Here is an 11,536-nt window from a genome sequence, read left to right as displayed (position 1 = left end):
CCTGCGGGCGGCGGCGTTCGCCCGCGTCGTCGCGGTCGGCCGCGCGCACCTCAACAGCCCGGACGCGTCCCGGATGCTGACGATGAGCGAGCAGCTCGAGGCTGCGGCCCACCTGGAGCTCAAGGGCGAACTGGGCTGACCGGCGCGCATCCGGTCGGAGAAATGAAGGGCACGCCGGACCGGGAGCGCCTCACGGCGCGTGGCCGCTCGTAGCGGCTTGTGTTGGGACCCGGGGCTGCCGCGGCCCGGCGCGCGGCCCCAGTGTAACGACCGGAGGGTCAGCCCAAGGTGCCTTCCAGCTCGAGGCGCCCCGCGTGTTGGAGCTGGTCGGCCAGGGTGAGCAACCGGGCCGCCGAGATGTCGGAGGCGTACGACGAGCCGCTGACCGCCTCGGAACCGGGGGCATGGGCGCGCCCGGCCGCGGCCACGCGGGCGAACGCGGCGGCGCGGAACAGGGTGTCGGCGAAGTCACCCACCACCACGCCACCGAGCACCTCGTCGACGAGCCGGCGCACCTCGTCGGGGCCGGGGGGGACCACGACCCCGGAGACCACCTCGGAGACGGGCACGTGGGCACGGCCGAGGTCGAACTCCTCGGCGGCGGTCCGTGGGTCGGCGTACACCCACGCCCGCAGCAGGTAGAGCCGCCACACCGCGCCGGCGAGGGAGTCGGACGGCGCTCCCGCCCACAGCTCCGCGAGCGTCTCCAGGCCCTCGGAGTCGGCGAGGTGCACCACCCGGTCGACGAGCTGCTGGTCGACGTCGCCTCGGGCTCCGCGCACCAGGGCGGTCGCCGTGCGGTCGGCGGCCTCGGTGAGCCGGGCCGGGTCCACGGCGCCCTCGATCTCCTCGAAGTGGTGTGCTCCGGGGAGGGAGGGGCGGTGGTGCCGGCGCTCGGTCATCTCCCGTGCATCATCTCGCGAACTTCGCCGCCGCGGCCTGGACGGCCAGCTCCATCGGGTCCTGGCCCGGCTCGTAGTTGTGGTCGTCGCCGGTATGGGCGATGCGCAGGAGCGCCATCCGGGTGCCCGAGACGGCCACACCGAACGACTCGAAGTGGCCCTGACCGCCGCGGCGGTAGCTCACCAGGTAGTGCCAGGCGGAGCCGGACCCCACCGCGACGTTCTCGATCGGTCGCACCACGACGTTGCGGCCCCGCACGCGGGAACGGCAGTCCTGGTGCCAGGACTGGAGGACCTTGGTGGCACGCAGCGCGGTCTGCGGGTCGGCGAAGTCCGCGATCTGCTGCCCGGCGCTGCCGCCGTCGCCGGTGAAGACGCGCTCGCGGGTGTCCATCGCCCCGATCGAGTTGAGGTCGAACCTCTGGCAGATGCCGAAGGGAGCGGTGCCGGCGGGGCCGGTGCGCTGCTCGCGCCAGGTGTAGGTGTCGTTGAGCCCGGGGAGCTCCGTCGCGGCGAGCAGGGCTGCTTCCGGACCGCTGGCGGTGGGCGGAGCCACCGTGGGGGAGGGCGCGGGGGTGGTCGGCGTCGCTGTCGCCTCGGTCGGGGTCGGGTCCAGCGTCGGCGTCGCCGTGCTCGAGGTCTCCGTCTCCGCCGGGGAGGTCTCGGCGCTGGGCGAGGAGCTCGCGTCCGACGGCTCCTCGTCGGTCGAGATCGAGCAACCGGTGGCGAGAAGCGTCAGGACGAGGACGGTGGCGCCTGCGAGGCGCGAGCCGCGCCGGATCGGTGACATGCACGCAGCGTAGGGGGAGGCTGTGGCGCCCGGTGGGGGTCGGGGTCGGTGCGGCGTGTCCCGCTATCGTGTGCGCTGCGTGCGCGAAACGGCGGTTCGGCGCTCCTCTTCGCGCGCATCCACGAACGGGCGAGAGGACGCGGGAGCGAGATGACGGCGGCGGCACCACTGCGCAGGCTGGTGGCAGGGGTGCTGGCCCTGGCCCTGCTGACCGCCGGGTGCAGCTCCGAGGAGGAGAAGCCCGAGCCGAGCCCCGAGACCTCCGCCCCGGCCGCCCCGACCACGCTGACCTTCGCGGTCTACGGCCCGCCGCCGGTGATCAGCGCCTACAGCAAGATCGCCGCCGACTTCACCGCGGAGAACCCCGACACCGTCGTGAACGTGCAGCCCTACGACACCCACGCCGAGGCGATGCGGGCGCTCGAGGACGGTCGGGCGAGGGGCGAGGCGCCGGACCTCTTCCTGATGGACCGCGACGACATGGCCGGGCTCCACGAGGACGGCGCCCTGCGCCGCGTGGACGACCTGCTGGCCGAGCGCCAGGTCGACTTCGGTGACGGCTACACCCGCAGCGGCCTGGCAGCGTTCAGTGCGGACTCGGCGCTGCAGTGCATGCCGGCCGACATCTCCCCGCTCGTCGTCTACTACAACCCCCGTCTCATCGACCTCAGCCAGGTGGCCGAGCCGGGAGCCAACCCGGTCGACCAGGAGAACGGCTGGGGCCTCGACGAGTTCGCCCGGGCCGCCGCACAGGCCCGTGGGCCCGGCACCCGCGGCCTGTACGTCGCTCCGGAGCTGGAGCACGTCGCGCCGTTCGTCTGGTCGGGCGGTGGCGAGATCGTCGACGACGGGGACGAGCCGACCCGGCTCACCCTGTCCGAGGGCAGCTCCGCCTCGGCCATGGAGCGGCTGCTCGAGCTGGTCCGCGACCCTGCGTTGACCTTCAACCAGAACGCGCTGCGCAAGCGTTCTGCGCTGGAGCGCTTCAAGGCGGGTCAGCTCGGCATGATGCTGGGCTACCGGTCGCTGACGCCCAGGCTGCGTGAGCAGGAGAACCTGGTGTTCGACGTGATGCCGCTGCCGCGCCTGGGCTCGGGGGCCACGGTCGCGTCGATGTCGGGACTGTGCATCTCCGAGAGTGCCGACGCCGACAAGACCGCCGACCTGCTCAGCCACGTCATCTCCGACGAGAGCGCCGAGACACTGGCCGCCTCCGGCTACGTGATGCCGGCGAACCTCGACGTCCTCAACAGCGAAGCCTTCCTGCAGCCCGGCCAGCTCCCGGAGCACGCGACGGTCTTCGCCGAGGAGGTCCGTGACATCCGACCGATGCCCACCTCGAGCCACTGGCCGGAGGTGCGGGCGCGAGCCTCGCGGATGCTGGTCGACCTGTTCTACGAGCCGGTGATCCTCCCCCTGGAGGAGCGGCTTGCGGCGATCGACACCGCTTCGGAGCCGGTCTTCGACCCCACGGTCACGCCGGACGACGAGACGTCGTCGCCCTCGCCCGGGGCAACGGAGTCCGCCCCGTCACCCGCGCCGACTCCGCGTACGAAGCCGCGCTCGACGGCCAGCGCGACGGCGAGCGCGCCGGCGCCCTAGTTGCCCCGGGTCAGCTGCCTGCTCAGGTGCCGGCGGGCTGATCGCCGTGGTCGGCCTCGCGGCCGTTCCGGTCGCGGTGGCGTGACCGGCCGGGAGGCGGTTGCGGGATCTCCCCGGGGTCGACGATGGCTTCGGCGAGGATCGGGGCGGTGATGGCGATCTGCCACGGCCGGGCTCCGAGGTCGCCGAGCTCGCGGGCGACCGCATCCTCCATCTCGGCGGCGCCCGCGTCCGGGGGCCGCCACAGCACGCGCCGCAGGTAGTCGGGGGTCAGCAGGTTCTCCACCGGCACCTCGTGCTCCTCGGCGAAGGCGTTGATCGCCTCCCGAGCCTTGGCCAGCCGCGCGGCAGCCACGGGGTCGCGCTCCACCCAGATCCGCTGCTGCGGCGGCGCGTCGGTACGGATCGTCAGGGGTGGGAGCTCGGAGTCGCGCAGCTTGCGTGCGCGGTCGATGGCCGCGAGCCACTGGTCGGCGAAGCGGCGCGCTCCGCGGCCGTGGAAGCCGGGAGTGTCCAGCAGCGAGGTGCGGGCGGTGGGCATCGCGTTGGCGGCGGCGATCAGCGCGGAGTCGGGGATCAGCCGCCCGGGCGTGGTGTCGCGCTCCTCGGCGATCCGGTCGCGCACGATCCACAGCTCGCGCACCGCGGCGAGGCCACGACGACCCTTGGCCTTGTGGATCCCGGAGGTACGCCGCCACGGGTCCTGCCGCGGTGGGGGCACGTGGTCGATCAGGTGCTGGAACTCCTCGGCCGCCCAGGTGTCCTTGCCGGTCTTGACGAGCTGGTCGCCGATGATGTCGCGCAGCTCGATGAGAACCTCGACGTCGAGCGCGGCGTACTCCAGCCAGGGCTGGGGGAGCGGCCGCCGCGACCAGTCGACCGCGGAGTGCTCCTTGCGCATCGAGCGGCCCATGATCACCTCGACCAGGGTGGCCAGGCCGACACGCGGGTAGCCGAGCAGGCGCGCAGCCAGCTCGGTGTCGAACAGCCGCCGAGGGACGAGTCCGACCTCGCGCAGGCAGGCGAGGTCCTGGCTGGCGGCGTGCAGGATCCACTCCGCGCCGCCGAACGCCGCGTCGAGGTCGCTGAGGTCGCCGTAGGCGATCGGGTCGACCAACGCCGTGCCCGACCCCTCCCGGCGCAGCTGGATCAGGTAGGCGCGGGGGGAGTAGCGGTAGCCCGAGGCGCGCTCGGCGTCCAGCGCCACCGGACCGGTCCCGGAGGCGACCCGCTCGACCACGGTGCGCAGGCCTCCGGGGTCGTCGGTGATCGTCGGCAGCCCGTCACGCAGGGTGAGCAGGGGCGCCGGCTCGACCGGCTCGGCGGGGGTCGTCTCGCCGGGGCTGGACTCGTCCGTTGTGGGGTCAGGCATCAGGCGGGGCCGCGCTGTCCACGACGGCTGGGCATCGTGGCCACCCCGTCGGGGACAGGGGGCAGGCCGACCGCCGTGCAGAGCAGCTCGCCCCAGGCCTCGACGTGCGCGGTGAGGTCGCCGAGCGGGCTCCACGAGGCGCGGATTTCCAGCTGTGCGGTCGGCGGCTCGTCGGCCATGCCACCGAAGCTCTCGGAGCTGACGCAGGTGACACTGCCCGACGGTGCGGCGTACTCCGCGCCGTGCGCGTCGAGCGCGTCGGTCAGCCAGCTCCACCCGACGGCCGCGAGGAGGGGGTCGGTCACCTGCTCGGGGTCGATCTCCGCCCGCGCGTACGCCACGCAGCGGAAGGTGCCGTGCCAGGCCTCGTTGCCGGCCGGGTCGTGCAGCACGACCACCCGGCCGGAGCCGACGTCCTCTCCCTCCACGGTCACGTCGGCCGACAGGGCCGAGGCGAACGGCGCGATCCGCTGGGGAGCAGGCATCTCCTCGACGAAGAGCTCGGGACGGAACTTCGCCCGGCGCATCTGGTCCACGGCGCGCGCGAACTCCTGCGGAGCCAGGGGTGGCTCGATGCGGGGGTGGTCAGGGGCCGCCATGCTTGACAGATTAGGCCGGTTCCCCCCTCCCCGGGACCCGACTCGCCGCCTGACCTGCGAAGATCCCCCCATGTCCGATGCCCCCACCTCGAGCTCCGCGCTGTCGGACTCCGCGTTCCTCAGGGCCGCGCGCGGCGAGGCCGTCCCGCACACCCCGGTCTGGTACATGCGCCAGGCGGGCCGCTCGCTGCCGGAGTACCTCGCGGTCCGCGAGGGCATCGGCATGCTCGAGTCGTGCATGCGGCCCGACCTCGTCGTGGAGATCACCATGCAGCCGGTGCGCCGGTACGGCGTGGACGCGGCGATCTTCTTCTCCGACATCGTGCTGCCGCTCAAGGCCGTCGGCGTCGACCTCGACATCAAGCCCGGCGTCGGTCCCGTGGTCGCCGACCCGGTGCGCACCCTGGCCGACGTCGAGGCGATCCCGGACCTCACTCCGGAGCACGTCCCGTTCATCACCGAGGCGGTGCAGGGTCTGGTCGGTGAGCTCGGCGGCACCCCGCTGATCGGGTTCGCCGGCGCCCCGTTCACGGTGGCGTCCTACCTGGTCGAGGGCGGCCCGTCGAAGGACCACGCCCGCACCAAGGCGATGATGTTCGGCGCACCGGACGTGTGGGACGCGCTGATGCGCAAGATCGCCGGCATCGCCGCTGCCTACCTCGACGTGCAGGTCGCCGCGGGCGCGTCCGCAGTGCAGCTCTTCGACTCCTGGGCCGGCGCCCTCACCCGGGCGGACTACCGGGCCCACGTGATGCCGCACTCGGCGCGCGTGCTCGAGCAGATCGGCACCACCGGGGTGCCGCGCATCCACTTCGGGGTCGGCACCGGTGAGATCCTCGATCTGATGGGCGAGGCGGGCGCCGACGTGGTCGGTGTCGACTGGCGGGTGCCGCTGGCCGCGGGCATCGAGCGCGTCGGCGGCCGGGCCGTGCAGGGCAACCTCGACCCGACCCTGGTCTTTGCCCCGACCGAGGTGATGCTCGACCGCGCCCGCGAGATCCTCGGGGCAGGCAGGGCCGCCCCCGGGCACATCTTCAACCTCGGCCACGGCGTGATCCCCTCGACCGACCCCGACCAGCTCGCCCGCCTCACCGACTTCGTCCACGAGCACTCCCAGACCCCCTGAACCCCGCCGACCGGGCAGTTCTGGTTGCCCGAAACCCGCCGACCGGGCAGTTCTGGTTGCCCGAAACGTGGTGACCGGGCAGTTCTGGTTGGTCAGGCCTCGGCGGTGGGCGCGGGGGCAACCCCTCGCCGCCGTCGTACGACGAGCCAGGCCGGCGCGCCGACCAGTGCCGCGACGACCGCGAAGGGCAACAGGGCCCCGAGGATCGTCAGCGCCACCACCGTCGCGCCCTCCAGGGCGGACCAGCCGTCGTCGAGACCGGCGAGGAACCCGCGGGCCTCGCGCTCCTCGGCGTCCGCCGGGGCCGGCCGGCTGATGTAGACGTTGATCGTGCTCTGCGAGGTCTGGTCCTCCAGCCAGGCCTGCTGGGACTTCAGCGAGTCGAGGTCGGCCTGCCGCCGGGCGAGGTCGGACTCGATGGAGAGGATGTCGCCGAGGTCGCGTGCCCGGGAGAGCAGCCGCTCGATCTGCCGGATGCTGCGCTCGGCGGCCCGGATGCGGGCCTTGTTGTCGATCACCTGCGTGGTGACGTCCTCCGACTTCCGGCTCTGCTCGGTCACCTCGCCGAGGCGCGAGAGCGCGATCATCGCCTCGGAGAACTTCGGCGTCGGCACCCGGAGGGTGAGCGTCGAGTCGACGATCCGGCCCCGGTGGTCGCTGGTGGTCTGCTCGTCCGCGATGGTGCCGCCCCACGACGTCGCGAGGCGGAGCACCTCCGACCCGGCCCTGCCGATCGAGGTCGCGGTCATGGTCACCTGCCCGGTCGAGATGACGGCTCGGGCCATGGGCTCGGTGCTCGCCGGGCGCGCCGCCTCAGCGGACTTCCGGGACTCGAGCGCGGTCGCCCCGGAGTCGGACGACGAGGAGCCGCGGCCGGACCCGGCAGACTTCGGCCCGTCCTCAGCCTGGGCGGACGCGGGTTCACCCGTCGTGGCGGAGTCGCCACCGCCGTCGTCTCCCTGTCCGATGCCGCAGGCGCCGACCAGCAGGAGGGAGGGGAGGGCCAGGAGGATCCCGATGAGGGGCCTGTGCAGCTTCGTCATGCCGCTGTGACGCAGCCCACCGGCGCACGGTTCCCCCGGCCGGCGCGACCGGGCCTGTGCCACGCTGGGCCCGTGCCTGCACGCCCCGAACCGGTCCGCATCGCGGTGGTCGGTGGCGGCGTCTCCGGACTCGCGGGGGCCCATCGACTGACCACGCTGCTGCCCGACGCGGAGGTCACCGTCCTCGAAGGATCACCGCGCGTCGGCGGCAGCCTGCGCCGCGCGGAGGTCGGGGGAGTGGTGGTCGACGTCGGGGCCGAGGCGATGCTGCACCGTCGGCCCGAGGCCGTGGGCCTGGCCAGGGAGCTGGGGCTCGCCGACGACGTCGTGCACCCGGCGACCACCACGGCCAACCTGTGGAGCCGCGGCCGGCTCGCGCCGATGCCACGCACCCTGATGGGCGTCCCCGTGGACCTGCGTGCCCTCGACGGCGTGATCTCCGCGAAGGGCCTCGCCCGCGCCGCGATGGACGCCGTGCTGCCACCGACCGAGCTCGGTGACCGCGACATGAGCGTCGGCGACCTGGTCGAGGAGCGGCTCGGCAAGGAAGTCGTGGACCGCCTCGTCGAGCCCCTGCTCGGCGGCGTGTACGCCGGGCACGCGCGGGAGATCTCGGCCCGCGCCGCGGTGCCCCAGGTCGTCGCCCTGCTCGAGCGCGACCGGTCGCTGGTGCGCGCCGCGGCCGCCACGATGCCGCCCCCGGACCGCCCCGCTCCGCCCGTCTTCGCCGGCATCCGCGGCGGCCTCGGCCGTCTGGCCGAGGCGCTCGCCGCCGTGCCCGGTGTCCGCGTGCGCACCGGGGCGACCGTCCGCGACCTCGCCCACCGGCCCGGCGGTGGCTGGAACCTCGTCGTCGGCTCCACCCGCGACCCCGAGGTCCTCCAGTACGACGCGGTGGTGCTCGCCACCCCCGCTCGCGCCACGGCACGGCTGCTCAGCGACATCACCCCCGCGGCCGCCCTCGCCCTGGCCCGCATTGAGTACGCCTCGATGGCCATCGTCACGATGGCGTTCCCCAGCCGCGCCTTCCCGGAGGTGGCAGGTTCCGGGTTCCTCGTGCCGCCCGTCGACGGGCGCACCGTGAAGGCCGCGACGTTCTCCTTCGCGAAGTGGGACTGGGTGCGCGAGGCCGGGGCGGACGGCGACGTCGTGGTGGTGCGTTGCTCGATCGGCCGGCACCGCGACGAGCACGTGCTCCAGGTGAGTGACGACGAGCTGGTGGACACCGCCCTGGCGGACCTCTCCGCCGCGATCGGGCTGTCCTGCCGCCCGGTCGACAGCCACGTGCAGCGGTGGGGCGGCGCGCTGCCGCAGTACGCCGTCGGGCATCTCGACCGGGTCGCGGCCGTCCGGGCCGAGGTCGCGGGCAAGCCGGGGCTCGCCGTGTGCGGCTCGGCGTACGAGGGTCTGGGGATCCCCGCGTGCATCGCCTCGGCCGAGCGGGCGGCGGTCCGCATCGTCGACGGGCTCACGGCGACCACCGCCGACGTGTCCCGTGGGAGCGCTTGAGACAATGGGCCCATGTCCGAGGTGAAGAAGGCCCGCGAGCTCAACGCCGTCATCCGCTACACGATGTGGTCGGTCTTCCGCCTGCGCGACGTCCTCGCCGACGCCGACCGCGACGCCGAGGCCCGCGAGGTGGAGGAGCTGTTCGCCAAGCTCGGCGCCGGGGACGTGGTGGTCCGGGGCCTCTACGACCTCAGCGGGATGCGCGCGGACGCCGACCTCATGGTCTGGTGGCACGCCGAACAGGTGGAGAGCCTGCAGGAGGCCTACCAGCAGCTCCGTCGTACGGCGTTCGGCCGCCGCCTCGACCCGGTGTGGTCCCAGGTCGCGCTGCACCGGCCCGCGGAGTTCAACAAGAGCCACATCCCAGCGTTCCTGGCCGACGAGACGCCCCGCGACTACGTCTGCGTCTACCCCTTCGTCCGCTCCTACGAGTGGTACCTCCTCGACGACGCCGAGCGCCGCCGGCTGCTCGCCGAGCACGGCAGGATGGCGCGGGAGTACCCCGACGTCCGCGCGAACACCGTGGCCAGCTTCGCGCTCGGTGACTACGAGTGGATGCTCGCCTTCGAGGCCGACGAGCTGCACCGCATCGTCGACCTGATGCGTCACCTGCGCGGGTCCGAGACCCGGCGACACGTGCGTGAGGAGGTGCCGTTCTACACCGGTCGGCGCCGTACGCCGACCGAGCTGGTCACAGCCCTGCCTTAACGAACAAACGTGACGATCAGCCGGCCTGCTGGTCGACCGACTCCAGGGTCATGCTGATCGAGTTGATGCAGTAGCGCAGGTCGGTGGGGGTGCCGTAGCCCTCACCCTCGAAGACGTGACCCAGGTGCGACCCGCAGTTCGCGCAGCGCACCTCGGTGCGCACGCGACCGAGGCTGCGGTCCTCGATGTATTGCACGCGGTCCTCGGCCAGGGGCGCGTAGAACGACGGCCAGCCACAGTGCGAGTCGAACTTCGTCTCCGACCGGAACAGCTCGGCCCGGCAGGCGCGGCACCGGTACACGCCGACGTCCTTGGTGTCGGTGTACTCACCGGTGAACGGCGCCTCGGTGCCCGCCTGGCGCAGCACCTTGTACTCCTCGGGGGACAGCTGCTGCCGCCACTCCTCGTCGGTCTTGTTCACCTCGTACGACATGGGGTACACGGTAGTCGGATTCCCCAAGGCAGCGCGGTGGAGCCACATTGCGGGCCGCGGGGTTGACTCGATCGAGTGTACGCTTGTTCACTGACGTGGCGGCGGACGAGAGATGGGAGGACCCGGCCTGATGGTCGCAGGGAATGTCGCGGACAAGGTCGCCGACAAGGTCGCCGACAACGTCAGCTGGACCAGCGTCCGCAAGCTCGGGTCCCGCCTCACCACCCCGCTCTCCCCGGACGACTACCTCTCGCTGGTCAACCCGCTCTGGACCGCGCGCGAGCTCCGCGGCCGCGTGGAGAAGGTGATCAAGGAGACCGAGGACGCAGCCACCCTGGTGATCCGGCCCGGCTGGGGGTGGCACTGGGACCACAAGCCCGGCCAGTACGTCGGCATCGGGATCCAGGTCGACGGCAAGTTCCACTGGCGCTCGTACTCGCTGTCCTCCCCGCCCAAGCGTTCGGGCCGTACCATCGCCATCACCGTGCGGGCGATGCCGGAGGGCTTCCTCTCCTCCCACCTGGTCGAGGGGCTGGAGCCCGGCACCATCGTGCGGCTCGCCGCGCCCAGCGGTGACTTCGTGCTGCCCGAGCCGCCTCCCGAAAGGATCCTGTTCCTGGTCGGCGGCAGCGGGATCACCCCGGTGATGGCGATGCTGCGCACCCTCGACCGGCGCCACACGATGCCCGACGTGGTGCTCGCCTACAGCTCGCCCACCAAGGACCGGATGATCTTCCGCGACGAGCTGGTCGAGATGTCGCAGCGCCACGACAAGCTGCAGATGCACGAGCAGCACACCGACGTCGACGGCATGCTCGAGATGTCCGACCTCGACCGGGTGTGCCCCGACTGGCGCAAGCGCGAGACCTGGGCGTGCGGTCCCGGACCGATGCTCGACGCCTGCGAGGAGCACTGGCGCGAGGCCGGGCGCGAGGACTCCCTTCACCTCGAGCGCTTCACCCTCGACCTCGGCGGTGACGGGGCCGAGGGCGGCACGATCACCTTCCGCAACTCCAACAAGACCCACGAGGCCGACGGCGCCACCACCGTGATGGAGGCGGGGGAGGCAGCCGGCATCGGGATGCCCTACGGGTGCCGAATGGGCATCTGCCACACCTGCACCCTGACTCTCATCGAGGGCGCCGTGCGCGACCTGCGCAGCGGCGAAGAGCTCACCGGGCCCAACGAACCGATCCAGACCTGTGTCACTGCAGCAGCCGGTGACTGCACGCTCGACATCTGACGAGAGGACACCCGAGAGCATGGCCATTGCCGACGTCAAGGAGTACACCCACCTCAGCGAGGAGGACGTCAACGAGCTCGGTCGCGAGCTCGACGCGATCCGGGCCGAGATCGAGGAGTCGCGCGGTGACGCCGATGCGGCGTACATCAACCGGCTGATCAAGATCCAGCGCGGGCTCGCCGCCGCCGGGCGGGTGACCCTGTTCGCGA

11 protein-coding genes and 1 pseudogene are annotated in these 11,536 nt (G+C 72.7%); 6 read left to right on the top strand and 6 right to left on the bottom strand.

From position 1 onward, the window contains the following. Positions 1–278: 278 nt before the first annotated feature. Positions 279–902: a hypothetical protein gene (locus VFH10_RS04945; protein WP_325126542.1), complete on the bottom strand. Its 624-nt coding sequence runs from the start codon at positions 900–902 to the stop codon at positions 279–281. Between the two features lie 10 nt (positions 903–912). After that, positions 913–1,692, bottom strand: a complete 780-nt coding sequence (locus tag VFH10_RS04940) for a hypothetical protein (RefSeq protein WP_325126540.1) — start codon at positions 1,690–1,692, stop codon at positions 913–915. Between the two features lie 150 nt (positions 1,693–1,842). Here VFH10_RS04940 and VFH10_RS04935 point away from each other — a divergent pair, with 150 nt between their 5' ends. Beyond that, a complete protein-coding gene (locus VFH10_RS04935; protein WP_325126539.1) occupies positions 1,843–3,294 on the top strand; it encodes a sugar ABC transporter substrate-binding protein in 1,452 nt (483 codons plus the stop codon). A gap of 22 nt (positions 3,295–3,316) precedes the next feature. Here VFH10_RS04935 and VFH10_RS04930 read toward each other — a convergent pair whose 3' ends face one another. Then, complete coding sequence (locus VFH10_RS04930; RefSeq protein ID WP_325126537.1) at positions 3,317–4,666, bottom strand: ribonuclease D; 1,350 nt, start codon at positions 4,664–4,666, stop codon at positions 3,317–3,319. After that, positions 4,666–5,265: a DUF3000 domain-containing protein gene (locus tag VFH10_RS04925; RefSeq protein ID WP_325126535.1), complete on the bottom strand. Its 600-nt coding sequence runs from the start codon at positions 5,263–5,265 to the stop codon at positions 4,666–4,668. The genes VFH10_RS04930 and VFH10_RS04925 overlap by 1 nt, the downstream gene beginning before the upstream one ends. A 70-nt stretch (positions 5,266–5,335) precedes the next feature. Between VFH10_RS04925 and hemE the strand changes: the two genes are divergently transcribed. Then, positions 5,336–6,391, top strand: a complete 1,056-nt coding sequence (hemE, locus tag VFH10_RS04920) for a uroporphyrinogen decarboxylase (RefSeq protein ID WP_325126533.1) — start codon at positions 5,336–5,338, stop codon at positions 6,389–6,391. Between the two features lie 92 nt (positions 6,392–6,483). Here hemE and VFH10_RS04915 read toward each other — a convergent pair whose 3' ends face one another. Then, positions 6,484–7,434, bottom strand: a complete 951-nt coding sequence (locus VFH10_RS04915) for a DUF4349 domain-containing protein (protein ID WP_325126531.1) — start codon at positions 7,432–7,434, stop codon at positions 6,484–6,486. 72 nt (positions 7,435–7,506) lie between these two features. Here VFH10_RS04915 and hemG point away from each other — a divergent pair, with 72 nt between their 5' ends. Both hemG and hemQ read left to right on the top strand, forming a co-directional pair. Then, on the top strand, positions 7,507–8,943 hold the full coding sequence (gene hemG / locus VFH10_RS04910; RefSeq protein ID WP_325126529.1) for a protoporphyrinogen oxidase: 1,437 nt from the start codon (positions 7,507–7,509) through the stop codon (positions 8,941–8,943). 12 nt (positions 8,944–8,955) lie between these two features. After that, positions 8,956–9,651 carry a hydrogen peroxide-dependent heme synthase gene (gene hemQ, locus VFH10_RS04905; protein ID WP_325126527.1) on the top strand — a complete coding sequence of 232 codons (696 nt, stop codon included), beginning with the start codon at positions 8,956–8,958 and terminating at the stop codon, positions 9,649–9,651. 16 nt (positions 9,652–9,667) lie between these two features. On the opposite strand, the gene msrB is transcribed toward hemQ, so the two are convergent. Then, positions 9,668–10,084 carry a peptide-methionine (R)-S-oxide reductase MsrB gene (msrB, locus tag VFH10_RS04900; protein ID WP_325126526.1) on the bottom strand — a complete coding sequence of 139 codons (417 nt, stop codon included), beginning with the start codon at positions 10,082–10,084 and terminating at the stop codon, positions 9,668–9,670. A 130-nt stretch (positions 10,085–10,214) separates the two neighbouring features. Between msrB and VFH10_RS04895 the strand changes: the two genes are divergently transcribed. Both VFH10_RS04895 and VFH10_RS04890 read left to right on the top strand, forming a co-directional pair. After that, entirely contained in the window at positions 10,215–11,327 is a 1,113-nt protein-coding gene (locus tag VFH10_RS04895) for a ferredoxin reductase (RefSeq protein WP_325126523.1), read from the top strand. 19 nt (positions 11,328–11,346) lie between these two features. Continuing rightward, positions 11,347–11,536 (top strand): annotated as a pseudogene (locus tag VFH10_RS04890) (acyl-CoA desaturase); the annotation flags it as partial.

Source organism: Nocardioides sp. (assembly GCF_035697785.1).
In the GTDB taxonomy this organism is placed as follows: Bacteria; Actinomycetota; Actinomycetes; order Propionibacteriales; family Nocardioidaceae; genus Nocardioides_B.
Note: the sequence above shows the minus strand (reverse complement) of the source record. Positions and strands in the feature narration are given on the sequence as shown.

Coding starts and splice junctions, on each gene's coding strand:
- VFH10_RS04895 (WP_325126523.1), top strand. CDS start 10,215: ATGGTCGCAGGGAATGTCGCGGACAAGGTCGCCGACAAGGTCGCCGAC.
- VFH10_RS04935 (WP_325126539.1), top strand. CDS start 1,843: ATGACGGCGGCGGCACCACTGCGCAGGCTGGTGGCAGGGGTGCTGGCC.
- hemE (WP_325126533.1), top strand. CDS start 5,336: ATGTCCGATGCCCCCACCTCGAGCTCCGCGCTGTCGGACTCCGCGTTC.
- hemQ (WP_325126527.1), top strand. CDS start 8,956: ATGTCCGAGGTGAAGAAGGCCCGCGAGCTCAACGCCGTCATCCGCTAC.
- msrB (WP_325126526.1), bottom strand. CDS start 10,084: ATGTCGTACGAGGTGAACAAGACCGACGAGGAGTGGCGGCAGCAGCTG.
- VFH10_RS04940 (WP_325126540.1), bottom strand. CDS start 1,692: ATGTCACCGATCCGGCGCGGCTCGCGCCTCGCAGGCGCCACCGTCCTC.
- VFH10_RS04930 (WP_325126537.1), bottom strand. CDS start 4,666: ATGCCTGACCCCACAACGGACGAGTCCAGCCCCGGCGAGACGACCCCC.
- VFH10_RS04945 (WP_325126542.1), bottom strand. CDS start 902: ATGACCGAGCGCCGGCACCACCGCCCCTCCCTCCCCGGAGCACACCAC.
- VFH10_RS04925 (WP_325126535.1), bottom strand. CDS start 5,265: ATGGCGGCCCCTGACCACCCCCGCATCGAGCCACCCCTGGCTCCGCAG.
- VFH10_RS04915 (WP_325126531.1), bottom strand. CDS start 7,434: ATGACGAAGCTGCACAGGCCCCTCATCGGGATCCTCCTGGCCCTCCCC.